Source organism: Mesorhizobium sp. M0626, assembly GCF_040320665.1.
In the GTDB taxonomy this organism is placed as follows: Bacteria; Pseudomonadota; Alphaproteobacteria; order Rhizobiales; family Rhizobiaceae; genus Mesorhizobium.
In genome coordinates, this window is record NZ_JAMYQD010000004.1 from 217849 (window position 1) to 242989 (window position 25141).

The following is a 25141-nucleotide window of genomic DNA, read 5'->3' on the forward strand; positions in this document are numbered from 1 at the left end:
TCTGACCTCCAGTCAAAAGTTAAAAAACGGGTCTGGGTATTCTTTGCTGAAGGACAGCGTTCCCTGCCCCATCCCCACTACCGAAAAAGATGCGCACCGCGCCGCTCCTTCGAATTCGACATTACCCATGAGGCGGCGGCGTTCAACCACGATCGTACCGGCAAAAGGGCTATCCGGGCGCTATCCCCTGGCGTTGTTGCACAAATGACACGATTTGGCCTCAGTCAGAAAGCTCTCGTTAACCATCGAAGAGCCTGGAAGCCTTGGCCAGGGCTTCGAAATGCGGCCGAATCCGGCGATGGCCGGCCGAAATTACGGCTCCGTCGCCGACTCGCCGGCCAGGGAGCTGCCGCAGAATCGCCGCATGCGAAGGGGCTGAGGCGGCCGAATCCGGATTTTTCACCGATAATGGCGCCGGCTTGTTGATTGTGCCGGCGCTTTTCTTTATCCACCGGCGCAACGGAGAGGTGGCCGAGTGGTCGAAGGCGCTCCCCTGCTAAGGGAGTAGAGGTCAAAAGCTTCTCGTGGGTTCGAATCCCATCCTCTCCGCCATCCTGCTTCGCTCTTCGAGCTTCGCAGGACAAGCCCAACCCTCAGCGCGAAGCAATGGCGGAGAGGATGCCCTCCGAAGCCTTGGCGTAGGAGGGCCGGACCGTGTGGTGTGCTACGTGCCGCACAGCGTAAGCCCAGAAAATCCCTTGCAAATTCGATTGGCAGTCCTGCTTCGCTCTTCGAGCTTCGCGGGACAAGCCCACCTCAGCGCGAAGCAGGATGGCGGAGAGGATGCCCTCCGAAGCCCCGGCAAAGGAGAGCAGCTCATGTGGTATGTGTATCTTCTGGAGAGTACGGCTGCGGAAGGCGAACGCTATATCGGCATAACGACGGACCTGAAACGGCGGCTTGTCGAGCACAATGCGGGGAAATCCAGCCATACATCCAAGTTTCTGCCGTGGCGGATCGTCACCTATATGGCCTTTTCGAACCAGGCCAAGGCAGCTTCATTCGAGCGCTATCTCAAATCCGGTTCAGGGCATGCTTTCGCCAACAAGCGCCTGTGGTGATGGCCGCATCACCTGCCGCAGAGGTCCATCTTTTCAATAAACTTCAACAATAACAATTGATTACAGCGAAAACGCTTGTCGCCGGTTTCACTATCTTGTTCGATTCTGACTGGAGGTCAGAAAATGAACATTAAGAGCCTTCTTCTCGGCTCCGCTGCGGCCTTGATCGCAGTTTCCGGTGCGCGCGCCGCCGACGCCGTTGTCGTCGCCGAGCCGGAACCGGCTGAATACGTCAAGATCTGCGACGTCTACGGCGCCGGCTACTTCTACATTCCCGGCACCGAAACCTGCCTGCGCATCGGCGGCTATGCCCGCTATGACATCGGCGCCGGCGACGTCGGTTCGTTCGACGGCGCGAAGTCGTTCGACCATAAGGACGGCGACGAGCAGGATACCTTCTTCAAGAATACCCGCTTCACGCTGAAGACCTGGACCGGCCAGGAAACCGAACTCGGCACGTTGAAGACCTACACCGAGACCCGCTTCAACTTCGGCAACCGCAACAACTACGGCGGCTTCAGCACCTCCGGCGACCCGATCGGCAACCCGGCCGGCAACAAGAATGTCTCGCTCAACTTCGCCTGGATCCAGCTCGGTGGCCTGCGCGTCGGTAAGGATGAATCGGCCTTCGATACCTTCATCGGCTACGCCGGCAGCGTCATCAACGATACGATCGTTCCTTACGGCGACTTCGACACCAACGTCGTCCAGTACTACTTCGACGCCGGCAACGGCTTCTCGGCCGTGGTCTCGCTCGAAGAAGGCTCGGGCACCGTCGGCACGATCGACAGCTACGTTCCGCATGTCGTCGGCGGCGTGAAGTATACGCAGGGCTGGGGCGCCATCACCGGCGTCGTCGCTTATGACAGCAACTACGAAGAAGTCGCAGGCAAGGTCCGCGTCGACTGGAACGTGACCAACGAACTGTCACTGTTCGGTATGGCCGGCTATGGCAGCGACGACAATCTCAATGACTCGAGCAACTTCATCGACGCCCACGACCGCGGCTTCTACAAGATCTGGGGTGGCAACTGGGCGTTCTGGGCCGGCGGCACCTACAAGTTCAATGAGAAGACCTCGTTCAACGTCCAGGTGTCGGGTGATGAGGACAAGAACTATGGCGTGGCGGCGAACGTCGCTTACGACGTTGTTCCCGGCTTCACGATCACGGCCGAAGTCGACTACGATCACTTCGGCAAGTTCGACCAATGGAATGCGGACCATTCCTCGACCGTCAACTTCACCAATGCAGACGGCAAGAACAGCGTCGGCGGTCTCCTCCGCTTCCAGCGCTCGTTCTAAGACGCACAGCCTGGCTCAAAATCGAACCCGGCGGGCAACCGCCGGGTTTTCATCGACCAACGGCATCAGCCGCGCCACCCAACGATTTGATCGACCTGCAACGATTTGAGGCACGTCGCAATGCGGCCGCGGCGAAACTTGCTGCCCGTAGTCTCTGGTCTCAAATCTCAGCAAGATCACCCAAGGCATCGATCAGCGGCTGGATACTGCCTTCATAATTTTTCCAGCGCTTGATTGACGACGTATAGATCGGTTGCCGAACCTGCCACCGGCTTATCGTTTCGACAGACCTGCCCTCGTCGAAGAAACGAAGGCAAGCGTCATCCCAAGTCAAGCCAAGGTGTTCTATTAGACGGCGCGATTGACCTTCCTGATCCGCGACGAGGTGTTCGTAACGATTTTCAAAAATTCTTCCCGGAAGAACGGTCTGCCAATGACGCATAAGACGATCATACTCACGATAAAACAGACCAAGGTTCTCGAGATCGTAGGTATAACGATGATTGTTGTTCAGATTTGAAATGAAGCATGACAAGCAGTTGTCTATTGCGTCACGTCTGCAATGAATAATGCGGGCGTTTGGAAAAAGAATTGCGATGAGACCAATAATCTCGAAGTTATAAGGCATCTTGTCGACTATTCGATGAGCGGCAGGCGCCCGCTCTCGCAGGTATGACAAGTGTTCTTCCGCGAGCGTCTTGGACACGTCGACCGTCATTGACGCGAGCGATCCTTGTAGAGTTCCCGTCAAGCGGCTTCCGAAGCCCATTTTATTGGCGACCCGTCTCAGCTTGGCAAGTTCCCCTGCGCCACGAACTTCCGGATGGCTCGCGCAAATTTGCTCGACTAGAGTCGTCCCCGAGCGAGGCATGCCGAGTACAAACACAGGCACTTCGGACATATTCCCGTAGCCGGCCTTTCCAGCCAACATTTCGGGGGAAAAGGCGTCGATTGTTGAATCTATCCGGCGACGGTAGGAGTCCAGATCGAAATGAAGGCCGGCGACCTGCTTCGCTTTCTTGAAATGACCCATCGCGTCTTCATAGCGCTTAAGGTCGTTCAGCACCTTGCCTGCGGCATGATGGAGTTGTTGCGCGACATCTGGGGTAAGGTTTGGATTGGCGAGTTCACCAAGGATGGATCCAAGTTCGGCGGGCTCTTCAGTAAATTTGTACGTATGCACCAGCTCATTGTATGCCGTCCCCAAATCGACGCGACGTTCTATCGCCTCATGCATATAGGCTCTGGCTTTATCCATGCGCCCGAGGCTGGTTAGCGCACTAGCCAGGCCCGTCCGAACCCGAGGATGATCGCGGTTGATCTTCAGCGCTTTCTCATATTGCTGCAAGGCCATGTCAGGCTTGTCAAATGCCGCGTAAGCTCGACCGAGCGAGCAAAGTGCTTCAACCAAATCGGGCTTTAATTCCAAGGCGCGTTGGATCTGCCTGATAGCAAGCGAATATTCGCTAACCTTCAGATAAACCTCACCCAAGTGAAGGTGGTAATAAGGGTTTTGAGGCTCCGCACCCACCGCTCGAACGAAATACTGCAGAGCCATTTCATCATCGGAAACGAGCGCCAGCGTGCCCATGATGTATAAGGCCAGCGGATGGTTTGGCGTGCGTGCCAGCACGCGACGGCATAGTTCCTGGGCCTCGGCAAGTCGCTTCGCCTGCTGAAATCCATACGCCTGTTTCAGTAGGTCATCGTCGGCTCGTGCGCGCGACCGTGTGTACACCTCTTGTGCAGGTGAGGCCTTTGGACCGACTCGAGTCTTTAAATGCTTGGACCAGGCAGGCGGCATCCGAGTGTTCATCGTGCCTCGCTAGCAAAAAAGATAGACTGAAACCAGCATAAACATATTCGGGGAAAAAGGCGGCCATACGCTACCATGCTGGGTCGCTACGCGATTTTGGAGCGCAGAACCGCCTAATATGATCGGCAAAGTCGGGTCAGATTTCAGCAAGGTCGCCCAATGATTCAATCAGCGGCTGGATCTCGCTTTCGTAATTCGTCCACTGCTTGACGGACGACGTATAGATCGGCTGGCGGACCTGCCAATTGCTATAGGTCTTTACGGAGCCGCCCCTGTCAAAAAAGCGCAAGCAGGCATCGTCCCAGGGTAGTCCGAGATAATCTATGAGACGGCGCGACTGCTTCTCTTGATTTTCAATCAACGTCTCGTACCGGTTTTCGAAGATACGGCCCGGGAATATCTTGTCCCAATGCCGCATCAGACGATCATACTCTCTGTAGTAAAGCCCCAGTGTCTCCAGATCGGCGCTATAGCTATGCCCTTCACTGAGTTGCAGGACAAAGCAGGAGATGCAGTTGTCAATGGCGTCGCGGCGACAATGAATGATGCGCGCGTTGGGGAAAAGGATGCCAATCAGGCCGACCAGCTCGAAATTGTGAGGCATCTTGTCGACAATTCGAAGCGCATCAGGGGCCCGCTCGCGCAGGTAGGCAAGATGCTCCGCGGCCAGCGCCCTGGACAGCTGTGGAGTCATCGATGCGATCGCCTCACCGGGGCTTATGTCGGAACCATGCCTAAGGTCGAGCCCGTTAGATGTGCGTCTAAGTTTTGCTAACTCGCCAGCGCCATGAACATTGGGATGGCTGGCGCAGATCTGCTCCGTCAGCGTTGTGCCCGAGCGAGGCATCCCGACTACGAACACGGGCACCTCCGAGGCATTGCCACAAGCAGTCCTTGAAGCCACCAGATCCGGTGTAAAGGTTTCGATCAGGGAATCGACCCAACGACGGTAGGATTGCACATCGAAGCTCTGGCCGCCGGCTTGATTTCCTTTCTTGAAGTGGTCCATCGCCTCCTTGTAGCGGCGGAGGTCGTTGAGCACCTTTCCGGCTGCGTGATGGAGCGTCGCCGCTCCCTCGGATCCGTGGTCCGGGTCTTGAAGCTCCGTCAGGATCGCCGCGAGTTCTGGCGGCTCTTCCGTGAATTTGTGCGTGCGTACAAGCGTACTATAGGCAGCGGGTACCGCGATGCGCCGATCTATTGCCTCTTTGAGATGGACCGCGGCTTCGTCCATACGGCCGAGGCTCGCCAGCGCACGAGGCAGCCCCAACCGGGCCGTGGGATGATCTTGGTCGATCCTGAGCGCCTTCTCAAAGAGCGGCAGCGCCATTTCGCACTTGTCAAACGAGTTGTATGCATCGCCCAAGGCGCAAAGCGCTTCCACCAGATCCGGCTTCAATGCCAGTGCGTGCTGAATGTGTTCGATCGCCGGTGTAAATTCGCTGAGCCTGAAATAGGTTTGACCGAGGCCAAGGTGGAAGTAGGGATTTAGAGGCTCCTGGGCGATCGCCCGACCAAAATACCGCAGGACCTTTTCATCGTCGTACCCGATCCCCAGCGTCCCCAGTATGTAAAGGGCCAGCGGATGTTCGGGCGTTCTCGCCAGAACGCGATGACAGAGTTCTTCCGCCTCAGGCAATCTTTCCTCTTGCTGGAACACGAGCGCCTGCCTCAACATCATATCGTCAGCCTGAGCACGAGACGGAGCCGCTTTTGCGGGCTGGGGTTTCGGTTGCACAAGCTTCGGCTGCGTGCCCTTCGGCGCGGCTTGCGTTTTAAGGTGCTTGGCCCAAGCGGGTGGCAATCGGTTGCTCATTCCATTTCGCTAGCAAAACGGTCCCGCGAAATCTAGTGCGGCATTGTCATCTTGCGCCCGACATGCCTCCACGCTAGCAAGAAGGCCCTTTTCGAGTGAGCCTTTGCCATGCGCCAGCGCCCTGCCCTCACGCCGCTTGTCGGCGCGCTTCCCTCGACGGTGCCGTTTGTCGGCCCGGAGGCGCAGGAGCGCGAGCGTGGCCGCGCGTTTCGCGCTCGCATCGGCGCCAATGAGAGCAGTTTCGGGCCTTCGCCGCGCGTTATCGAGCGCATGGAGAGCGTCGCGCGTGACCAGTGGATGTATTGCGATCCCGACAATTACGAGCTGAAGCAGGCTGCGGCCGCCCATCTCGGCATCGGCGCCGAAAACGTCGTGGTCGGCGAAGGCATAGACGGGCTGCTTAGCCTGGTGGCGCGCATGTATGTCGCGCCTGGCGACGCGGTGGTCACCTCGCTCGGCGCCTATCCGACGTTCAATTTCCACATTGCCGGCGTCGGCGGCCGGCTGGTCACGGTGCCTTACGAAAACGACAAGGAAAGTCTTGACGGCCTGTTGGCGGCGGTCACCCGAGAAAAGGCGCCGCTGGTCTATCTCTCCAACCCGGACAATCCGATGGGCAGCTGGTGGGAAGCGAGCGAGATCATCGGCTTTATCGAAGCCTTGCCGGAAACCACCATGCTGGTGCTCGACGAGGCCTATGGCGAATTGGGGCCGACCTCGGCGCTGCCGCCGATCGATGTCGCGCGGCCCAACGTCATCCGCATGCGCACCTTCTCCAAGGCATACGGGCTGGCCGGCATTCGCTGCGGCTATGCGGTGGCCGAGGCTGAGGTGATCCGCGATTTCGAGAAGATCCGCAACCATTACGGCGTCAGCCGCATGGCGCAGATCGCCGGCGTCGAGGCGCTGGCCGACCAAGACTGGCTGCACAGCGTGGTGGCGCGAGTCGCTGCCGGACGCACACGTATAGCCGGGATTGCCGAGACGAACGGGCTGAAGCCGCTGCCATCGGCGACCAATTTCGTCACCATCGATTGCGGCAAGGACGGCGCCTTCGCGCTGAAAGTGCTGCAAAATCTTTTGTCGCGCGACGTGTTCATTCGCAAACCGATGGCGCCAGGGCTCGACCGTTGCATAAGGGTCAGCGTCGGCCTCGATCATGAGCTCGATATCTTTGCCGAGGAACTGCCCGGCGCGCTCGCCGCGGCACGGGGAAACTAGCCCGGCCGATTGCCGTCGCGACACGGCCTGCCAATGCCGCCAAAGGCCAAGACAGAACCAGCCGGGTCCCCGGCTTCCGTCGATCCAACAACAATCCAACCGTTCAAGGCTGTTGCTTTCGTCCGATCCCGCGCCAGTTCTTGAGCATGGGAGATAACGACCGGCAAAAGGCGGTGCAGGCGCGCATGCATGGTAAGGTGCAAGGCGTCGGCTACCGGATGTGGGCGCGACGCGAAGCGATAAGGCTTGGCCTCGTAGGTTGGGTACGCAATGAACGAGACGGCACGGTGACGGCCTCGATTGCCGGTGCCGATGCTGCGGTTTCCACAATGATCGAACGGCTCCGGCAAGGGCCAAGGGGAGCTTCGGTTTCGAGGGTCGAGATCGAAGAATTCGAACTCCTCGACGCGCCCATCGACTTTCGGATCATTGTCTAGACGGAACCACTTTATTGCCGCTTGAATTAATTGAACGTTCGTTTTATTACTAAATACCGGGAGACGATCATGGCACGCACAACGGGATCCGACGGCGAAAAAACTGAAGCGGCCGTCCGCGAGGCAGCGGTCAGCCTGATCGCCCGCTTCGGCTATGAGGCGACGTCGATGCGGCAGCTTGCCGCCGAGGTCGGCGTCCAGGCGGCCGCGCTCTACCGCTATTTTCCGACCAAGGAAGACCTGCTGTTCACGCTGATGCGCGAACATATGGAAGGGCTGATCGAAGCGTGGGACGCCGCACGCCCCGACGCTGCCGATCCGGCAACGCGGCTTGCCGCCTATGTCGAAAACCACATCGCTTTCCACATCGAGCGCCGCCACTCCACCCATGTCTCGAACATGGAATTGCGCAGCCTGTCACATGACCGGCTGACGCAGATCCTTCGCATGCGCACCGCCTATGAGAAGGAGTTGCGCGCCATCCTGCGCGACGGCGCGGAGGCCGGCGCCTTCAGTGTCGATGACACCGGGCTCACTGCCATGGCGCTGATCCAGATGATGACCGGCGTCATCGTCTGGTTCCGGCCGGGCGAGCGGCTGTCGATGGCTGAAGTCACGGCGACATATCTTTCAATGACAATGCGCCTGGTTGGCGCGAACATAGACGGCAAGACTTACAGCGCCGCGCGTCCCTTCGGACGCGCAAATGACGCTGTAGCATTTTGATTTCGCGCATGATCCTTTCCGAAAATCAAAGTTGATTTCGGGGTCATGCGGCAGGAGGGAACGGCATGTACACGAACACACTCAGCTTCGGGCATGACGAGGACATCGAGGCGCTGCGCGATCTGGTGCGCCGCTTTGCCCAGGAGAAAATAGCGCCGATCGCCGCCGAGATCGACCGCAGCAACCAGTTCCCCGCGCATCTGTGGAAAGAACTCGGCGCGCTCGGCCTGCTTGGAATCACCGCCGATCCCGATTTCGGCGGTAGCGGCATGGGCTACCTCGCCCATGTCATTGCGGTGGAAGAGATTTCGCGCGCCTCGGGCTCGGTCGGCCTTTCCTACGGCGCCCATTCGAACCTCTGCGTCAACCAGATCAACCGCTGGGCGACGCCTGCGCAGAAGGAGAAATTCCTGCCGGCATTGTGCTCGGGCGAAAGGGCAGGTGCGCTGGCCATGTCGGAATCGGGCGCCGGCTCCGACGTCGTCTCGCTCAAGCTGCGCGCCGAAAAGCGCAACGACCGCTATGTGCTCAACGGCTCGAAAATGTGGATCACCAACGGCCCCGACGCTGAAACGCTGGTGGTCTATGCCAAGACCGATCCGGAGCGGAAATCGCACGGCATCACCGCCTTCATCGTCGAAAAGACCATGGCCGGCTTCTCGGCATCGCCAAAGCTCGACAAGCTCGGCATGCGCGGCTCCAACACCGGCGAACTGGTGTTCGACAATGTCGAGGTGCCCTATGACAATGTGCTGCATGAGGAGGGCCGCGGCGTCGAGGTCCTGATGTCGGGCCTCGACTACGAGCGCACCGTGCTCGCCGGCGGCCCGCTCGGGCTCATGGCGGCCTGTCTCGACGTGGCGATCCCCTATGTGCATGAGCGCAAGCAGTTCGGCCAGCCGATCGGCGAGTTCCAGCTCGTGCAGGGCAAGCTCGCCGACATGTATTCGACGATGAACGCCGCGCGCGCGTACGTTTATGCTGTCGCGGCTGCCTGCGATCGCGGCCAGACGACACGCAAGGATGCCGCCGGCTGCGTGCTGTTTGCCGCCGAAAAAGCGACGCTGATGGCGCTCGACGCCATCCAGCTGCTTGGCGGCAACGGCTATACCAACGAGTATCCGACCGGCCGGCTGTTGCGCGACGCCAAGCTCTACGAAATCGGCGCCGGCACCAGCGAGATTCGCCGCTGGCTGATCGGGCGCGAGATCATGGCGGAAGGGGTGTGAGCGATTTCAATGCCTGGTTTGCCAAAATACCTTGGAGTATTAGCACGGACTATCGTCGCATTGATCCCATTGTCGGGATTTGCGAATGCCGCCTCTTCAGATATGCCGCAATTTCGAGATGTTGCAGCACTGCGGGTTGAAGTCATTTCCCGCCTGAAGGCTGACAGCCGAGTCAAGCAAGCAATTCCCAACCCCGCCGATCCGGCGCGTCTTGACGTAACCAGGGTCGGTTCTACCGGCAAGGATATTCATCTTCAGGTGGACGTTACGAACCTGCTAGGCCGCATTCGCGACCTGCCGGCGGGAGAGGCGGAAACCGAAATCGAACGTTTTCTAACCACGCTCGTGCTCAGCGATAGCGAAAGCGGCTTCCAGGCCGATCTACTGATTGCCAACATTCGACCGCGCGAACATCTCGACGCTTTCAAAGGCGATGGCACAGAGCCCGACAAAGGACCGGCGTTTGAAACCTTGGCGGGTGACGTCGTGATCCTTTACCAGATCGACAATGAGGACTCGCTCGCCAGCGTCCGGCTTGACGATGTTGGAGACCGCTCACTCGCACAGCTTGCTCTGGAAAACATCAACAAGCAGATTACGAAGGTCAAGCAGGAGCGTATCCTCGACGGGATATCGATCTTCACCGTCGAAGGGGATGAGGCCATCTCACCCGCTCTCCTCCTGACCGAAAAATTCTGGGCCACGCTTGGACCGCAATTCCCCAACGGCGTTTTCATAGCCATTCCAAAACGCGATGCCATCGTCGTTGTAGACAAGCGGCTTCCCAATGCGGTTCAGTTTGCTCGCTCATTTATCGACAAGGTTTTCAAGACCGAACCTGATCTTCTCTCCGAGTACATTTTCGAGCGCCGTGACGGCAAGCTGCAAGTCGTGGCAGAGCAATAGGAACCGATGTGGCCGTACTCCAAACCCAGATCTCGCCCTCCTCCGAAACCTACCTCGCCAATGCCGAGCGCATGCGGGCGCTGGTTGCCGACATTGCGGACAAGGCGGCAACCGTCGAGCGCGGTGGCTCGGAGGAGGCGCGCGAGCGTCATGTTTCGCGCGGCAAGCTGTTGCCGCGCGAGCGGCTGGCGCAATTGCTCGACACCGGCTCGCCTTTCCTCGAGATCGGCCAGTTCGCGGCATGGTCCATGTATGGCGAGGAGATTTCCTCGGCCGGCCTCATCGCCGGCGTCGGCCGTGTCGAAGGCACCGAGGTGATGGTCGTGGTCAACGACGCCACGGTGAAGGGCGGCACCTATTATCCGCTCACGGTGAAGAAGCATTTGCGCGCACAGGAGATCGCGCTGCAAAACAATCTGCCTTGCGTCTATCTGGTCGACAGCGGCGGCGCCAACCTGCCCAATCAGGACGAGGTGTTTCCCGATCGCGAGCATTTCGGCCGCATCTTCTACAACCAGGCCAACATGTCGGCGGCCGGCATTCCGCAGATCGCCTGCGTCATGGGCTCATGTACTGCGGGCGGCGCCTATGTGCCGGCAATGTCGGACGAGACGATCATGGTGCGCAACCAGGCGACCATTTTTCTCGGCGGCCCGCCGCTGGTGAAGGCGGCTACGGGCGAAGATGTCAGCGCCGAGGAGCTTGGCGGCGCCGACGTGCACACCAGGCTGTCCGGTGTCGCCGACCACTATGCGCTGGACGACGAACATGCGCTGGCCATCTGCCGGCGCATCGTCAAAAACCTCAACCGGCGCAAGACTGTAAGCTTGACCTTACAGAAACCCATGCCGCCGCTTCATGACGCGCAGGAACTCTACGGCATCGTGCCGACGGATCTGCGCCAGCCCTATGATGTGCGCGAGGTGATCGCGCGCGTCGTCGACGGCTCCGAGTTCGACGAGTTCAAGCAGAATTACGGCACCACGCTGGTCACCGGCTTTGCCCATCTTCAGGGCATGCCGGTCGGCATCATCGCCAACAATGGCGTGCTGTTTTCCGAAAGTGCTGTGAAGGGCGCGCATTTCATCGAACTGTGCTGCCAGCGCAAGATCCCGCTGATCTTCCTGCAGAACATCACCGGCTTCATGGTCGGGCGAAAGTACGAGGCCGGCGGCATCGCCAAGGACGGCGCCAAGCTGGTGATGGCGGTTGCCACCGCCAAGGTGCCGAAGGTGACGATGATCATCGGCGGGTCGTTCGGCGCCGGCAATTACGGCATGTGCGGCCGCGCCTACTCGCCGCGCTTCCTGTGGATGTGGCCGAACGCGCGCATTTCGGTGATGGGCGGCGAACAGGCGGCGACCGTGCTGGCGGTGGTCAAGCGCGAGGGCATCGAGCGCAAGGGCGGTGAGTGGAGCGCGGACGAGGAAGCGAAATTCAAGAAGCCGATCCTGATGAAATACGAGCATGAGGGCCACCCGCTCTACTCCTCGGCGCGGCTGTGGGACGACGGCATCATCGATCCGGGGAAAACGCGCGAAGTGCTCGCGCTCAGCCTTTCGGCCGCGCTCAACGCCGACATCGAAGAAACGAAGTTCGGCGTGTTCAGGATGTAGATGAGCAAGTTCGGCGAACGGATACATGTCCACACCGGCGACATCACCAGGCTTGCGGTCGATGCCATCGTCAACGCCGCCAATTCCTCGCTGCTGGGCGGCGGCGGCGTCGACGGCGCCATTCACCGCGCCGCAGGCCCGGAGCTCGAATTCGAATGCCGGATGCTGAACGGCTGCAAGGTCGGCGAAGCAAAGCTTACCAAGGGCTATCACCTGCCGGCACGTTACATCATCCACACGGTCGGACCTGTCTGGCAAGGCGGCGGCAAAGGCGAAGCCGGGCTGCTCGCCTCCTGCTATATCAGGTCGCTCGAAATCGCCGCCGCCAGGGATTGCCGGACCGTGGCATTTCCGGCGATCTCCACCGGCATCTACCGTTATCCGAAAAATGAGGCGACGCAGATTGCCGTTGGCATCGCAGGTACCTTCGTCGGACAGAACTCAACGCCCGAAACAGTTATTTTCTGCTGCTTCGACGAGCCAACAGCTCAACTATACCGACAAGCCGTTGCTGCCATTGAAGGATGCTAGTCTGCATGGATAAGATGGTTCATCCACCTACGCAAAAGAAATTTTCGGTGAGCAGGCTGGCGGCACTGGAGAATAGACGCTATTGTTCATCCCGCATTGGGCAACGGGGATGGGGTAAAGATGAGGCCGAAATATTCGGGAAAAACGACTGCGTCGGTACTTGCAGTCTTGCTTATATTTGCGGTACCCGGCGTTGGCGCCGCGGCATCGCTGGCGGGAAGCAAAGGCGACATCCATTTCTATCCGTATTTGCCGAAAAGCCCGAAAGACCAGTGCACCATGGCTTACAACGCCTATGTGGCCGCCGGCGGCCATTCGGCCTATGCGACCACGCCCTATGCCCGGATCCGTTCGTTGTACATCATCTGCGGCTCGGGCTTGAATGCACCGTCACAGAAGGCTGCCGAAGAACGGGCGATGAAATCCTGCGAGTCCGCCCGCAGCCATTACAAGGTCATTACAGGTGCGGGCTGCGAAGTTGCGGCATCGAAGTAGGCCGACAAGCATCGGCTTGGGCATTTTTCAAATGGGCGGCGCAAGATGAAATCGACACGCATCAAACGAATTACTGTATCGATGCTTGCCGGCCTGCTCGTATTTACGGCACCCGGTATCGGGGCGGCTGGATCGCTGGCGGGCAGCAAGGGAGACACCCGATTCTGGCCTCCGTTGTCACTGAATCCAAAGGAGCCCTGCACGAAGTCGTACAACGCCTATGTCGCGGCGAGTGGCCACTCGGCCTACGCGACCACATTCTACTCCCGCGTCGACGATCTTTACATCATCTGCGGTGCGCGGCTGAACGCGCCATCTCAGAAGGCCGCGGAAGAGTTGGCGTTGCGAAGCTGTCAGGTTGGCCTGAAAAAGTGGAAGGTTCAGACCGCGAGCGGCGGCTGCAAAATCGCGGCTTCGAAATAGGCTCATTCCTGCTAGACCGGCGCCGCCCGAGACAAACCCGGGAGGCTCCATGTTCGCCAAGATCCTGATCGCCAATCGCGGCGAGATCGCCTGCCGGGTGATACGCACGGCCAGGAAGATGGGAGTGCGCACCGTTGCCGTCTATTCCGACGCGGACGCCAAGGCCCTGCATGTCGAAATGGCCGACGAGGCGGTGCATATCGGCGCTTCGCCCGTCGGTGAAAGCTATCTGCGCGGCGACAGGATTGTTGCGGCGGCGCTGGCGACCGGCGCGCAAGCAATCCACCCCGGCTACGGTTTTCTCTCGGAAAACCCTGATTTCGTCGACCAGGTGACAGCAGCAGGGCTCACATTCATCGGCCCGTCGGCCGCCTCGATCCGCGCCATGGGGCTGAAGGACGCGGCCAAGCGGCTGATGGAAAAGGCCGGCGTGCCGGTGGTGCCGGGCTATCATGGCGAGGCGCAGGAGATCGTGCTGCTGGCGTCCAAGGCGCGTGAGATCGGCTATCCCGTTCTGATCAAGGCGCGCGCCGGCGGTGGCGGCAAGGGCATGCGCCGGGTCGAACATCCCGACGATTTCTCCGAGGCGCTGTCGGGCGCACGGCGCGAGGCCAAGGCCGCGTTCGGCGACGACCGCGTGCTGGTCGAAAAATATGTCGACAAGCCGCGCCACATCGAGGTCCAGGTATTCGGCGACAATTTTGGCAATGCCGTGCATCTCTACGAGCGCGACTGCTCGGCGCAGCGCCGCCACCAGAAGGTGATCGAGGAAGCGCCGGCGCCCGGCATGACGCCGGCGCTGCGCGAGGCGATGACGGAAGCGGCGGTCAAGGCCGCCAAGGCGATCAGCTATTCCGGCGCCGGCACCATCGAATTCATCGTCGATGCCTCGCAAGGGCTGAAGGCCGACCGCTTCTGGTTCATGGAAATGAACACCCGCCTGCAGGTCGAGCATCCCGTCACCGAAATGGTCACCGGCACCGACCTGGTCGAGTGGCAGTTGCGGGTAGCCGCCGGCGAAAAGCTGCCGAAGACGCAGAGCGAAATCACGCTTTCCGGCCACGCCTTCGAGGCGCGCATCTATGCCGAGGACGCGGCGAAAGGGTTTCTGCCGGCGACCGGCACGCTGCATCACCTGGCGTTTCCCGACAACGCGCCCGAAGGCGCCAGCATGCGCATCGAGACCGGCGTGCGGGCCGGCGATGCCATCTCGCCCTTCTACGATCCGATGATCGCCAAGCTGGTCGTCCACGCCAAGGACAGGCAGGCGGCACTCGATGCGCTCGGCACTGCGTTGTCGCAGACCGAGATTGCCGGCTCGACCGTCAACACCGCCTTTCTCGCGGCACTTGCCGCGGACGCCGATTTTTCGGCCGGTGATGTCGATACCGGCCTGATCGGCAGGCATCAGGAAGCGCTGACCGCGGTCGCCCTGCCGCGCAGCGAGATCGTTGCCGCGGCGGCCCTTGCCGCGGCGGGCGCCGGTGCCTTGCCGCCGTCGAACGATCCGTGGTCGTCGCTTGCCGGCTATGCGCATTTCCACAGCGTTGCGCGCCGCACGCGCCTGCGCCATGGCGAGGACGATATACTGGCGCGTGTTTCAGTGCGGCCGGACGGGCGCTTCGAGGTGGCGCTGGACGCGCCCTATGACAGCGTCAATTCGCATGATCTTCGCGCCGCCCTTCGCCTTGCCCGCTGGCCAGGCCACGTCACCGTGTTCGAAGGCGCGGTCGGCTACAGTTTCCTCGTCCCGGATCCGCTGGCGCGAACCGACGAGGCGGCCGCCGCTTCGGGCAGCCTGCGCGCGCCGATGCCGGGCCTGGTCAAGCTGGTGCGCGCGGCAAAGGGCGAAAGGGTGATCAAGGGCCAGCCGCTACTGATCCTGGAAGCGATGAAGATGGAGCACACGATCGCGGCCAGCCATGACGGCGTGATCGCCGAGATCGCCACCGAGGGCGCGCAGGTCACCGACGGAACGGTGCTGGTGCGCTTCGTTGAAGAGGCTGCATAGCCGGCTGGAGGCTTGAATGAAAAATGGCCGGGACAAGCCCGGCCATTGCCATGAGTACGCGGCCGCTTACTGCGCGATCGGTGCGTATTTGCCGTCGTGCCACTGGTTGATGTCGTAGCTGGCGTTCTTCAGATCGCCCTTCTCGTCGAAGGTCACGTCGCCGACCACGGTGCTGAACGGCGTGCCGTTCTTCAGCGCTTCGGCTACCTTGACCGGATCGTCCGTTCCGGCGCGCTTGACGCCCTCTGCAAACGCCTGAACGACGGCGTAGGAGAACAGCGTAAAGCCTTCCGGCACGAAGCCGCCCGCCTTGATCTTGGCGATGGCCTCCTTGGCTTCCGGCTTGGCCTGCGGGTCCGACGGGAAGACGAACAGGGTGCCTTCACCGGCGGGGCCGGCGACCTGCCAGAATTCCGGCGAGGCGATCGAGTCCGGCATGATCAGCTGGAACTTGACGCTCTGCTCGGCCGACTGACGCAGGATAAGCCCGGCTTCCGGGTGATAGCCGCCGAAATAGACAACGTCGGCCTTGAGGTCCTTCAGCTTGGTGACGAGAGCCGAATAATCCTTCTCGCCGGCATTGATGCCTTCATAGTCGATCTCCTTGAGGCCACCGGCATTCATCGTCGCCTTCACGGCATCGGCAACGCCCTGACCGTAGGCGCTCTTGTCATGCAGGATAACGACATTCTTGCCGGCATATTTCTTGGCGATCCACGGGCCGATGAAGGCGCCCTGCGCGTCGTCACGCGTATAGAGACGCATGATCGTCGGCCAGCCGGCCTTGGCGGCGGCATCGGTCAGCTCGGGATTTGAAGAGGCCGGGCTCATCATCAGCGCGCCGGCCTCGGCGTAGACGGCGGAAGCCGGGATGCTCGAACCTGAACAGGCATGGCCGTCAATAAACTTGACGCTGTTGGCAACGATCCGGTTGGCCACCGAAACCGCCTGCTTGGGATCGCACTGGTCGTCCTCGATGTCGAGCTTGATCATCGAGCCGTTGACACCGCCGGCGGCGTTGATCGCATCGGCGGCTGCCGTTGCGCCCTGCTTGAACTGATCGCCGATCGTGGCGAGCTGTCCGGTCATCGGGCCGACCACCGAAATGGTGATGTCATCGGCAAAGGCAACCGGCGCGCTCATCATCAGGCCAAATACGGCCGCGCTCAAAATACCCGTTTTTTTCATGGTGATAGAACTCCTCCCACACTCGCGCAGCCGCTCTGGCCGCGCTTCTTTCCGAAGGCGGGACAATTTCATCCTTCATTGGGCCTGTCTAGGCGCATCGGCGCCGCTCGATTGGGCCTCATCAACGCAAAAAGCCACGCCAGCCTGTTCCGGCCGGTCGTGGCTTTTTGCTCGTAGCAGTCCCCATGCGCCCCCGCGCCACGAAAACCTGCCCGCCGTCCCCATTGTGCACGACTGGACCGTGCCGGCCTGCCGCGTTCTTGTTCTTTCATGGTCGGCCGTCTTGTCGCGGCCTTGTCGTTTCACCGGTTCCGACCGTCTTTGCGGTCTTGATCCCGGGGCTTCCCTGTTTTCGATAATCTGCCTGCGATAATCTGCTCGCGATCTCAGTGCATCGTCATCCATTCGCGGGCTTCGCGCAGCGCCTTGGCGATCTCGACCTTGGACATTGCGGCCGACAGTTCCGAGCGCAGTTCCGCGGCGCGGACCGAGCCCTTGATGGCGGCGATGTTGAACCATTTGTGGGCGGCAACGACATCGGTCTCGCAATCGCGGCCGGTCGCATACATCATGCCCAGTTCGAAAAGAATGTCGGCCTGGGCAGTTGCCCCCATGGCGCCGAAGCCGGCTTCAAGCATTTCAAAACGTGCCATTTTAGTCCCCTGTCTGGCTCCCGAGAGCGGGCCTCTTCTGTCCCCCGGTGTTCCCCGGGGAGCCGCTCTTTCGATGCTTCCGAGAATGAGGCCGAGCCTTGAATCCGTCGTTAAATGGCGTGCTTAATTTGGAGAAAACAAAGCTAAAACAAGAGGTAAACGCGGAAATTCGTTAAGGATACAAAGTCAGCAATCCCGCCGTTTTTCGATCGATTTGACGAAAATTTGCAAGACGCCGATCAACACTCTGCTAACCACGCAAACCAAAGCCAACGCCTCGATCGTTTCATTTTCACGGGCTGCGCTCTCCCGACCCCGCATGAAAATTGCGAAACCTTCCGTCGCGGCACCCGCTTTTGTTTTGCCGGGAGCTGGATTAGCTTACGTTTGCGTAAGGGGCAGAGAGGCGGCTGCCCCACCTAACACCAGGGAGGACAGATATGTTTCGCAAAGTGAGCTTGGCCCTGGCGGCCACCGTGATGATGGCTGGTGCGGCCTGGGCCGATCCGATCGAAGGCAATTGGAAGACACAAGCCGGCGACACAGCAGTTATCGGCGGCAGCGGTTCATTCTCCATCACCCTGAAGACCGGCAAATATGCCGGGAAGACCATCGGTTCGCTCAAGGCGGCCGGGGCCAACAAATATGCCGGCAACATCACCGATCCGGCAAACGACAAGACCTATTCGGGCAAGGCAACACTGTCGGGCACCTCGCTCAAGATGAGCGGCTGCGTGCTCGGCGGGCTGATCTGCAAGAGCCAGACTTGGCACAAGCTCTGATCTTGCTGCTTTGAGTTGACCAACGGGGCCTTCACAGGCCCCGTTTTCTTTTGCAGGACGGTCCGCGCCATAGCGACGACCGTGCCGTTTGCGGCGGCGCAAACCCGAACCGACGCTCTCTCTAAGACCTCGTCAATCACTTTGAACCGCAGATGAACGCCGGCATCAGCGCCGGTTCAGTCGCATCAGGGCATTTTGATGGCGTGTTCAAGGAGACACTCCGCAAATGCTCGCTCGCCGCTTCACCATCGTCTGCCTGTTGATGAGCCTGTTCGGGATGCTCTTCGCCATCCTCGTGGCCGAATCCGGCCGTCCGGCGCGTTCCTGGGATGCAGCCAGTTCCTGCCAATTCGATTGCATGAACCATTTTCGCCCCTGAGACGACAAAGACATAGATCCAAACAGAAAAGCAAAAGCCATGAACCGCATCGCCATCAACGCCCTCCAGACCCTTCGGCTCCTACCGCGGGCGGCGCTCGTCCTGGTCGTGCTGTCGGCGCCGGTCCTGGCCATGCCGATGATGCGGGCCAATGCCGACACGACGATCGACGCGCCGGCGACGAAGAAGCATGGCGTCGGCTTTGTCTTGCTGGTCAGTCTGCAGCGCGGGTAAGGTGTGCCGGTATTAAGGTGATGCCGGCCTGCAAGTGGCGGCCTTGGTGCTCACATGCTTCGAGTACGCTCCGCTCCGGTTCTCGAAGCCAACCAGTTTGGTCGCTTCGCGCCCGGCTCGACTCCGGCTCAGCGTTACCTGAATCTCAGCACACCTTGGGCGTGGACGAATAAATCGACCACTTGGCGGCCATCCTCCCCTCCCAAGTGCGGCCTCAAGTCTCTATATTGAGCCATGGAAAAGCGAATCTACCCACAAGCTATCGAATCGGTCGTCATGCCGGAGCCTTTCGGCAAGCAGAGCTTCGACGACGCCAAAAAGGCCGTGGCCGCCTTGCAGGTGCTCTACGACCGCAACACCAAGTTTCTGCGCGACTCCTTTGCCACGCTTGCCGCCGGCGGCGACGAAAGCAAGCGCTACCGCGCCTTCTACCCGGAGATCGGCGTCACCACCAATTCGTTCACCCAGATCGACTCGCGCCAGGCTTACGGCCACATGCCGACCCCCGGGCATTTCTCGACCACCATCACCCAGCCGGTGCTGTTCGAACGCTATCTCGTAGAGCAGCTTCGCCTGATCATGCGCAATCACGGTGTGCCGGTAACGGTTTCGGAATCGACCACGCCGATCCCGCTGCATTTCGCGTTCCTTGAAGGAACCCATGTCGATGGCGCCGCCGCCGACCGCATCAAACGGCCGATCCGCGACCTGTTCGACGTGCCGGATCTTGACGGCACCGACGACCAGATCGCCAACGGCACCTTCGAGGTCGCGTTCGGCGAACCAAGGCCGCTGGCGCCGTTCACGGCGCAGCGCATCGACTATTCGCTGCACCGCATGACGCACTACACGGCGACCAGCCCGCAGCATTTCCAGAACTTCGTGCTGTTCACCAACTACCAGTTCTACATCGACGAGTTCGTCGCCCGAGCGCGGGCCCAGATGGCTGAAGGCGGCCACGGCTATACCGAATTCGTCGAACCGGGCAATGTCATCACCAAGGCAGGGCAAAACGCGCCCAGCGAAGGCGTGGCGGCGCCGCGCCTGCCTCAGATGCCAGCCTATCATCTGAAGAAGCCGAACCATGGCGGCATCACCATGGTCAACATCGGCGTCGGCCCGTCCAACGCCAAGACGATCACCGACCATGTCGCGGTGCTGCGGCCACATGCATGGCTGATGCTCGGCCATTGCGCCGGCCTGCGCAACACTCAGGCGCTGGGCGACTATGTGCTGGCGCATGCCTATGTCCGGGAAGACCATGTGCTGGACGATGACCTGCCGGTGTGGGTGCCGATACCGCCGCTGGCCGAGATCCAGGTGGCGCTGCAGGAGGCGGTCGCCGAAGTCACCGGACTTTCCGGCTACGATCTCAAGCGCATCATGCGCACCGGCACCGTCGCCACCATCGACAACCGCAACTGGGAACTGCGCGACCAGCGCGGACCGGTGCAGCGGCTGTCGCAGTCGCGCGCCATCGCGCTCGATATGGAATCGGCCACGATCGCCGCCAATGGCTTCCGCTTCCGCGTGCCCTACGGCACGCTGCTTTGCGTCTCCGACAAGCCGCTGCATGGCGAGTTGAAGCTGCCCGGCATGGCGACCGAATTCTACAAGCGGCAAGTGGCGCAGCATCTGACCATCGGCATCAAGGCGATGGAGAAGCTGGCGGAAATGCCGATGGAACGGTTGCATTCGCGCAAGCTGAGAAGCTTTTCGGAGACGGCCTTTCAGTAGACCGGCTTGCCGTAAATGTTTGCCGCGAGGCGTTTCGTCATCTTGATTGGGCCGCATTTCAGCCGATAAAGGCCTGATACCTCGGCAATGTATTACCCGGTCTATGGGCAAAACCCGGTCTGATGGCACGCGTGCGAAAGATGATGGCTTCAATGGCGTTCCTGGCAATGCTCGGCCTCTCGGCCGCGCTTGTAGCCGGGTTCTTTGGCGCACTGCATCCGGCCTTCGATTCCTTCGCCCATTTCCGCATCCATTTTGCCGTGCTGATGGGGCTGATTGCGCTGCCGCTGCTCGCCACCTCGTTTCGCCTGCAGGCGGGCGTGGGCCTGCTGCTGGCCGTGGCCGCCTTCGCCAGCACGTTGAGCGCCTTGCCGCGCCTGTGGCCGGTGCAGGCCGCCAATGACGCCGCGCCCGGCAACGAACCGGTCTACCGGCTGCTGCAGATGAACCTGCGTTTCAACAATCCGACACCCAAGAAGGTTCTTTCGCTGATCGCCAGGACCAACCCAGACGTGATCACGCTCGACGAAGTATCGGCCATGTGGGCGACCGAACTCGGCTATATCCAGAACGCCTATCCCTATCGCATCCTGTGCGCCCATCCCGACGGCGTGTGGGGCGTGGCGCTTTTGTCCCGGCGACCTTTTGCGGCCGGCACCGAGCCGCATTGCGAACCGCGCGGCGCGATGGCGGCCGCCACCATCGATTTCGGCGGCACTCCGGTCGATGTCGCGGCGATCCATTTGAGCTGGCCGTGGCCGAAGGAACAATACTGGCAGATCGGCGAGTTGACCGAGACGCTCACCTCGCTCAGCGAGACGGCGATCATGGCCGGCGACTGCAACGCCGTGCCGTGGAGCGCCGCGGTACGGCGCGTTGCCTCGCTCGGCGGACTGACCGTGATGCCGTCGGCCGGACCGACCTGGATCCACCGGACCCTGCCCGATTTCCTGCGGCGCTATGCGGGCCTGCCGATCGACCAGGTGTTTTCGAAGGGCGGGGTGACCATCCTGTCGTCGACGCAGATGGAAGAGACCGGCTCCGATCATCTGCCGGTGATGGTGGAATTTTCATTGATGCGCGACGAGACCAAGCCGGTCGACGAGGATTCTACCGCGACTGTGTCGCTGATCCAGCCCAGCATGGGCGGCTAGATCGTACGCCACGGGGCTTACGGTTTCACAAGCCTACCAAGGCCTCGATGATGCGCTCGACATGGCCGCCTTCACTGTGCTCGCGCGCGTCGAACGCGATCTGTTTTGCCTCATAGAGCTTGGAAGTGGCTTGCAAGCGCCGCGTGGCTTCGACGCGCGTTTTGTTGCATTGCGGATCGTTGGCAAATTTCAGGCCGCGAACCGACCGCTCGGCAGCCTGCATCATCTGCCCGGCGATACGGCCATGGGTTCCTTCATGAGCGAGAACGCCTGTGAAAAACCGGTTCCAGCGTTTGCGCAGCGCCGGCGTGATGGCCGAGGCGACGCGCGGGTAGGTGTAGGCGATGTTGAGCGTTCCATTGGCCTGGCGCAGGCGGCAGACGCCGTTGACCTGACCCACGTCCAGGCTCCAGTCGGCGGTGTAGCTTGTCTGCGCGATGGCGTGGGTCATGAAACCGTGCTTGGGGCCCCTGCGGTTCATGGCGATAACCAGACCGGCACCTGTCGTGCCGGTGATGTCATAGGTTCGCGTCTTGACGACGGTTTTCACCCCCGCCGACGCCGTCCCGACGACGCCGCAGGCCGCGCTTACGACGGCGACGCAAAACAAGACCAACACGCGCATGCCATTTTCCCCATGGACGCGGCAATGAGACCACAAGCAGACGACGGTTTCAACAATCTTTGGCGCCGAGCGCCTTACATGCCTTGGTAAACCCGGCCATCGCCGCCATTTTTGCTGGTTGAGACGGCCCCGGTCGGTGAGGCTCACATGCCCTGATAGACCGGGCCTTCGCCGCCTTGTGGCGGCACCCAGTTGATGTTCTGGTTGGGATCCTTGATGTCGCAGGTCTTGCAGTGCACGCAGTTCTGCGCGTTGATGACGAAACGCACATCCTTGTCAGACGGATCGGCGGCGGCGTTGCCGTCCTTGTCGACCCATTCGTAAACACCGGCCGGGCAATAGCGGGTCGAAGGCCCGGCAAAGACATCATGCTCGGAACGCTTCTGCAACTCCATGTCGCCGACGATGAGATGCACCGGCTCGTTTTCCTCGTGATTGGTGTTGGACAGGAACACCGAGGACAGGCGGTCGAAGGTCAGCACGCCGTCCGCTTTGGGATAGGCGATCTTCTTGTGCTTGGCCGCAGGCTCAAGCGTGGCATAATCGGCCTTGCCATGTTTCAGCGTGCCGAAGGGCGAGAAGCCGAACAGCGTGTTCAGCCACATGTCGAGACCGCCGAGGCCGACGCCGATAATGGTGCCGAAGCGCGACCAGAGCGGCTTGACGTTGCGGACCTTCTTCAAATCCTTGCCGATATCGGTCGCGCGCCAGGCGTCCTCATAAGAAGACAGCTCGTCATTGGCACGGCCGGCGCCGATCGCTTGCGCGACATGCTCGGCCGCCAGCATGCCGGACAGCACCGCATTGTGCGAACCCTTAATGCGCGGCACGTTGACGAAGCCCGCCGCACACCCCATCAGCACGCCGCCGGGGAAGGAGAGTTTCGGCACCGACTGCCAGCCGCCTTCGGTAATGGCGCGCGCGCCATAGCCGATGCGCTTGGCGCCCTCGAAGGTGCGCGATATCGCCGGATGCGTCTTGAACCGTTGGAATTCCTCGAAGGGCGACAGCCAGGGGTTCTTGTAGTTGAGATGCAGGACGAAGCCGACCGCGACCTGGTTGTCCTCGAGGTGGTAGAGGAAGGAGCCGCCGCCTGTCTTCAGGTCGAGCGGCCAGCCGAAGGAGTGCTGCACCAGGCCCGGCCGGTGGTTCTCGGGCTTGACCTGCCACAGCTCCTTGAGGCCGATGCCGTACTTGCCGGGCTCACGGCCGTCGGACAGTTTGTATTTTGCGATCAGCTGCTTGGACAGCGAACCGCGCGCGCCCTCGCCGATCAGCACGTATTTGCCCATCAGCGCCATGCCCGGCGCAAAGCCCGGGCCATGTGTGCCGTCTTTTTCGACGCCCATGTCGCCGGTGACGACGCCCGTGACCGCGCCGGCATCGTTGTAGACGAGGCTGGCGGCAGCAAAGCCCGGATAGATTTCGACGCCTAGCGCTTCAGCCTTGGTTGCCAGCCAGCGGCAGACATTGCCGAGCGAGACGATGTAGTTGCCGTGATTGTTCATCAGCGGCGGCATCAGTATATTGGGCAGACGGAACGAGCCGGCGGGGCCGAGCACCAGGAAATCGTCGGCCGTAACCGGCGTCTTGAAGGGGTGGCCATCTTCCTCGCGCCAGCCCGGCAACAGGCGGTCGACGCCTATGGGATCGACGACGGCGCCTGACAGAATGTGGGCACCAACCTCGCCGCCCTTTTCCAACACCACGACGGAAAGCTCGGGATTGACCTGCTTGAGACGGATCGCTGCGGCAAGGCCCGCCGGGCCGGCCCCGACGATGACCACGTCGAATTCCATGCTCTCGCGTTCGATCTCGCTCATCAACCCCTCCGCTCTGGCCAACCGTTTCCGGCATTTTGCTGGCTCCTGCGCTGCATAGCGCATCAATCCGCGACAGGAAACCGGCGCTGACGTGACAATGCCGATTTCGACAAAAAGTCGCGGATGACAACTCTGCCGCAAGCGTTTTGCGCGCGGCCGCGCTCAGCGTCCCATATTTTAATTGTTCGACGGCTCTCTTATCGGCCATACTTATTTCCATGCGCACGCCGTCCGGCTATTCATTGACGCGCTTCCCCCTTCCGCCCGGCCGGACCTGCCGAGCGATCCTTCTCGCCCTTTCAATGCTTACGCCGGTTCGCGCTCAGGCCGAGCCGGTGAAGGTGTGGGCGACCGGCGCCTATTCCTTTTCCGACGAGCTTGGCGGTTTCCACATCACCGGCGCCTCGGGCACCGGCACCAAGGAAGATCCGTTGGTCATCTCCGAGGAGCTGAATTCGTCAACGCCGGTGACGCTCACCATCCGCACCACCAAACCGATCCAGCCGTTCAGCACCAACGGCGAATTCGCCAACGGCATCCTGTACATGCGTATCGAGGTTCTCAACAACAGCGGCCAGGCCTGGGTCGAATTCCAGTTCGAGCTGCAGGAGATACTCAACCAGCCGAGCGTGTTCGGCGACGGCCTGTCCTTCGACCAGCGCAACAAGACGCCCGACAACATCCTGTCGAGCGCGTACGCCGATTTCGACCGCGATTTCGAACCCTATGACCGGCTCTTGTTCAAGAGTGGACAGATCGACCCGCTGAAGAGGGGACGCTTCGAGTTTCTGATCACCGACTACACGCCGCGCTGGACGTTCTATCTGGTGCAGGATCCGCGGATACCGACGGGGTAAGCGGCAGACGCCGTGAAAATCGCCACGAAATGCCCTTCGTGATTGGCGAAAGCCGACGAGCGCGTAATCTCCCTCCTCGAGGGGGGAGATTACTAACCGCCCAACCTTGCAAATCGTCT

At 60.8% G+C, this 25141-nt stretch carries 24 protein-coding genes and 1 tRNA gene; 19 read left to right on the top strand and 6 right to left on the bottom strand.

Annotated features, from left to right (window positions below; genetic code table 11):
* Window positions 1-461: 461 nt before the first annotated feature.
* From NKI37_RS06670 to NKI37_RS06680, 3 genes are all read left to right on the top strand, one after another.
* A tRNA-Ser gene (locus NKI37_RS06670) sits at window positions 462-552 on the top strand.
* Between the two features lie 266 nt (window positions 553-818).
* Complete coding sequence (locus NKI37_RS06675; protein WP_023670218.1) at window positions 819-1061, top strand: GIY-YIG nuclease family protein; 243 nt, start codon at window positions 819-821, stop codon at window positions 1059-1061.
* 123 nt (window positions 1062-1184) lie between these two features.
* On the top strand, window positions 1185-2363 hold the full coding sequence (locus tag NKI37_RS06680; RefSeq protein ID WP_027050004.1) for a porin: 1179 nt from the start codon (window positions 1185-1187) through the stop codon (window positions 2361-2363).
* Window positions 2364-2523: 160 nt separating this feature from the next.
* Here NKI37_RS06680 and NKI37_RS06685 read toward each other — a convergent pair whose 3' ends face one another.
* Together NKI37_RS06685 and NKI37_RS06690 are read right to left on the bottom strand one after the other, a co-directional pair.
* The gene (locus tag NKI37_RS06685; protein ID WP_027050005.1) at window positions 2524-4179 is read right to left on the bottom strand and encodes a tetratricopeptide repeat-containing sulfotransferase family protein; all 1656 of its coding nucleotides are present in this window, start codon (window positions 4177-4179) and stop codon (window positions 2524-2526) included.
* Window positions 4180-4315: 136 nt separating this feature from the next.
* Window positions 4316-5995: a tetratricopeptide repeat-containing sulfotransferase family protein gene (locus NKI37_RS06690; protein WP_027050006.1), complete on the bottom strand. Its 1680-nt coding sequence runs from the start codon at window positions 5993-5995 to the stop codon at window positions 4316-4318.
* A 108-nt stretch (window positions 5996-6103) separates the two neighbouring features.
* On the opposite strand from NKI37_RS06690, the gene NKI37_RS06695 reads away from it, so the two are divergent.
* From NKI37_RS06695 to NKI37_RS06740, 10 genes are all read left to right on the top strand, one after another.
* The gene (locus tag NKI37_RS06695) at window positions 6104-7216 is read left to right on the top strand and encodes a pyridoxal phosphate-dependent aminotransferase (RefSeq protein WP_352788143.1); all 1113 of its coding nucleotides are present in this window, start codon (window positions 6104-6106) and stop codon (window positions 7214-7216) included.
* A gap of 146 nt (window positions 7217-7362) precedes the next feature.
* Window positions 7363-7653, top strand: coding sequence for an acylphosphatase (locus tag NKI37_RS06700; protein WP_023732008.1), 291 nt, complete (start codon window positions 7363-7365; stop codon window positions 7651-7653).
* A gap of 69 nt (window positions 7654-7722) precedes the next feature.
* Entirely contained in the window at window positions 7723-8379 is a 657-nt protein-coding gene (locus NKI37_RS06705; RefSeq protein ID WP_023735525.1) for a TetR/AcrR family transcriptional regulator, read from the top strand.
* A 65-nt stretch (window positions 8380-8444) separates the two neighbouring features.
* The gene (locus NKI37_RS06710; RefSeq protein WP_023709798.1) at window positions 8445-9608 is read left to right on the top strand and encodes an isovaleryl-CoA dehydrogenase; all 1164 of its coding nucleotides are present in this window, start codon (window positions 8445-8447) and stop codon (window positions 9606-9608) included.
* A 9-nt stretch (window positions 9609-9617) separates the two neighbouring features.
* Window positions 9618-10514, top strand: coding sequence for a hypothetical protein (locus NKI37_RS06715; RefSeq protein WP_352788140.1), 897 nt, complete (start codon window positions 9618-9620; stop codon window positions 10512-10514).
* Between the two features lie 8 nt (window positions 10515-10522).
* A complete protein-coding gene (locus tag NKI37_RS06720; RefSeq protein WP_023834423.1) occupies window positions 10523-12130 on the top strand; it encodes a carboxyl transferase domain-containing protein in 1608 nt (535 codons plus the stop codon).
* On the top strand, window positions 12131-12661 hold the full coding sequence (locus tag NKI37_RS06725) for an O-acetyl-ADP-ribose deacetylase (RefSeq protein WP_023670208.1): 531 nt from the start codon (window positions 12131-12133) through the stop codon (window positions 12659-12661).
* Window positions 12662-12781: 120 nt separating this feature from the next.
* Window positions 12782-13156, top strand: a complete 375-nt coding sequence (locus tag NKI37_RS06730; protein ID WP_023670207.1) for a hypothetical protein — start codon at window positions 12782-12784, stop codon at window positions 13154-13156.
* Between the two features lie 45 nt (window positions 13157-13201).
* Window positions 13202-13579: a hypothetical protein gene (locus tag NKI37_RS06735; RefSeq protein WP_023684512.1), complete on the top strand. Its 378-nt coding sequence runs from the start codon at window positions 13202-13204 to the stop codon at window positions 13577-13579.
* A gap of 49 nt (window positions 13580-13628) precedes the next feature.
* Window positions 13629-15590, top strand: coding sequence for an acetyl/propionyl/methylcrotonyl-CoA carboxylase subunit alpha (locus NKI37_RS06740; protein WP_352788137.1), 1962 nt, complete (start codon window positions 13629-13631; stop codon window positions 15588-15590).
* Between the two features lie 66 nt (window positions 15591-15656).
* On the opposite strand, the gene NKI37_RS06745 is transcribed toward NKI37_RS06740, so the two are convergent.
* Window positions 15657-16778, bottom strand: a complete 1122-nt coding sequence (locus NKI37_RS06745; RefSeq protein WP_023687260.1) for an ABC transporter substrate-binding protein — start codon at window positions 16776-16778, stop codon at window positions 15657-15659.
* A 386-nt stretch (window positions 16779-17164) separates the two neighbouring features.
* A complete protein-coding gene (locus NKI37_RS06750; protein ID WP_006199745.1) occupies window positions 17165-17431 on the bottom strand; it encodes an SEL1-like repeat protein in 267 nt (88 codons plus the stop codon).
* 440 nt (window positions 17432-17871) lie between these two features.
* Between NKI37_RS06750 and NKI37_RS06755 the strand changes: the two genes are divergently transcribed.
* The 5 genes from NKI37_RS06755 (at window position 17872) to NKI37_RS06775 (ending at window position 21717) form a co-directional block, all read left to right on the top strand.
* Entirely contained in the window at window positions 17872-18213 is a 342-nt protein-coding gene (locus tag NKI37_RS06755) for a DUF2147 domain-containing protein (protein WP_023705415.1), read from the top strand.
* Window positions 18214-18439: 226 nt separating this feature from the next.
* Window positions 18440-18592, top strand: a complete 153-nt coding sequence (locus NKI37_RS06760) for a hypothetical protein (protein ID WP_023670201.1) — start codon at window positions 18440-18442, stop codon at window positions 18590-18592.
* Between the two features lie 39 nt (window positions 18593-18631).
* Window positions 18632-18826, top strand: coding sequence for a hypothetical protein (locus tag NKI37_RS06765; protein ID WP_023670200.1), 195 nt, complete (start codon window positions 18632-18634; stop codon window positions 18824-18826).
* A 276-nt stretch (window positions 18827-19102) separates the two neighbouring features.
* A complete protein-coding gene (locus NKI37_RS06770; protein ID WP_023731828.1) occupies window positions 19103-20563 on the top strand; it encodes an AMP nucleosidase in 1461 nt (486 codons plus the stop codon).
* A 140-nt stretch (window positions 20564-20703) separates the two neighbouring features.
* Window positions 20704-21717, top strand: coding sequence for an endonuclease/exonuclease/phosphatase family protein (locus NKI37_RS06775; RefSeq protein ID WP_502896323.1), 1014 nt, complete (start codon window positions 20704-20706; stop codon window positions 21715-21717).
* A 25-nt stretch (window positions 21718-21742) separates the two neighbouring features.
* On the opposite strand, the gene NKI37_RS06780 is transcribed toward NKI37_RS06775, so the two are convergent.
* Window positions 21743-22489: a DUF922 domain-containing protein gene (locus tag NKI37_RS06780; RefSeq protein ID WP_348528043.1), complete on the bottom strand. Its 747-nt coding sequence runs from the start codon at window positions 22487-22489 to the stop codon at window positions 21743-21745.
* Window positions 22486-24165, bottom strand: a complete 1680-nt coding sequence (locus tag NKI37_RS06785; protein ID WP_023715674.1) for an electron transfer flavoprotein-ubiquinone oxidoreductase — start codon at window positions 24163-24165, stop codon at window positions 22486-22488. Before NKI37_RS06785 ends, NKI37_RS06780 begins: the two co-directional genes overlap by 4 nt.
* Window positions 24166-24467: 302 nt before the next feature.
* Here NKI37_RS06785 and NKI37_RS06790 point away from each other — a divergent pair, with 302 nt between their 5' ends.
* Entirely contained in the window at window positions 24468-25022 is a 555-nt protein-coding gene (locus NKI37_RS06790) for a hypothetical protein (RefSeq protein ID WP_023698594.1), read from the top strand.
* Window positions 25023-25141: the final 119 nt, after the last annotated feature.

Excerpts from the sequence above, each read along its gene's own strand:
- NKI37_RS06760 (WP_023670201.1), top strand. The coding sequence starts at position 18,440 with ATGCTCGCTCGCCGCTTCACCATCGTCTGCCTGTTGATGAGCCTGTTC.
- NKI37_RS06715 (WP_352788140.1), top strand. The coding sequence starts at position 9,618 with ATGCCTGGTTTGCCAAAATACCTTGGAGTATTAGCACGGACTATCGTC.
- NKI37_RS06700 (WP_023732008.1), top strand. The coding sequence starts at position 7,363 with ATGGGAGATAACGACCGGCAAAAGGCGGTGCAGGCGCGCATGCATGGT.
- NKI37_RS06745 (WP_023687260.1), bottom strand. The coding sequence starts at position 16,778 with ATGAAAAAAACGGGTATTTTGAGCGCGGCCGTATTTGGCCTGATGATG.
- NKI37_RS06740 (WP_352788137.1), top strand. The coding sequence starts at position 13,629 with ATGTTCGCCAAGATCCTGATCGCCAATCGCGGCGAGATCGCCTGCCGG.
- NKI37_RS06725 (WP_023670208.1), top strand. The coding sequence starts at position 12,131 with ATGAGCAAGTTCGGCGAACGGATACATGTCCACACCGGCGACATCACC.
- NKI37_RS06785 (WP_023715674.1), bottom strand. The coding sequence starts at position 24,165 with ATGAGCGAGATCGAACGCGAGAGCATGGAATTCGACGTGGTCATCGTC.
- NKI37_RS06755 (WP_023705415.1), top strand. The coding sequence starts at position 17,872 with ATGTTTCGCAAAGTGAGCTTGGCCCTGGCGGCCACCGTGATGATGGCT.
- NKI37_RS06680 (WP_027050004.1), top strand. The coding sequence starts at position 1,185 with ATGAACATTAAGAGCCTTCTTCTCGGCTCCGCTGCGGCCTTGATCGCA.
- NKI37_RS06765 (WP_023670200.1), top strand. The coding sequence starts at position 18,632 with ATGAACCGCATCGCCATCAACGCCCTCCAGACCCTTCGGCTCCTACCG.
- NKI37_RS06770 (WP_023731828.1), top strand. The coding sequence starts at position 19,103 with ATGCCGGAGCCTTTCGGCAAGCAGAGCTTCGACGACGCCAAAAAGGCC.
- NKI37_RS06790 (WP_023698594.1), top strand. The coding sequence starts at position 24,468 with ATGCTTACGCCGGTTCGCGCTCAGGCCGAGCCGGTGAAGGTGTGGGCG.
- NKI37_RS06735 (WP_023684512.1), top strand. The coding sequence starts at position 13,202 with ATGAAATCGACACGCATCAAACGAATTACTGTATCGATGCTTGCCGGC.
- NKI37_RS06730 (WP_023670207.1), top strand. The coding sequence starts at position 12,782 with ATGAGGCCGAAATATTCGGGAAAAACGACTGCGTCGGTACTTGCAGTC.
- NKI37_RS06750 (WP_006199745.1), bottom strand. The coding sequence starts at position 17,431 with ATGGCACGTTTTGAAATGCTTGAAGCCGGCTTCGGCGCCATGGGGGCA.
- NKI37_RS06685 (WP_027050005.1), bottom strand. The coding sequence starts at position 4,179 with ATGAACACTCGGATGCCGCCTGCCTGGTCCAAGCATTTAAAGACTCGA.
- NKI37_RS06775 (WP_502896323.1), top strand. The coding sequence starts at position 20,704 with ATGATGGCTTCAATGGCGTTCCTGGCAATGCTCGGCCTCTCGGCCGCG.
- NKI37_RS06690 (WP_027050006.1), bottom strand. The coding sequence starts at position 5,995 with ATGAGCAACCGATTGCCACCCGCTTGGGCCAAGCACCTTAAAACGCAA.
- NKI37_RS06695 (WP_352788143.1), top strand. The coding sequence starts at position 6,104 with ATGCGCCAGCGCCCTGCCCTCACGCCGCTTGTCGGCGCGCTTCCCTCG.
- NKI37_RS06675 (WP_023670218.1), top strand. The coding sequence starts at position 819 with ATGTGGTATGTGTATCTTCTGGAGAGTACGGCTGCGGAAGGCGAACGC.
- NKI37_RS06710 (WP_023709798.1), top strand. The coding sequence starts at position 8,445 with ATGTACACGAACACACTCAGCTTCGGGCATGACGAGGACATCGAGGCG.
- NKI37_RS06705 (WP_023735525.1), top strand. The coding sequence starts at position 7,723 with ATGGCACGCACAACGGGATCCGACGGCGAAAAAACTGAAGCGGCCGTC.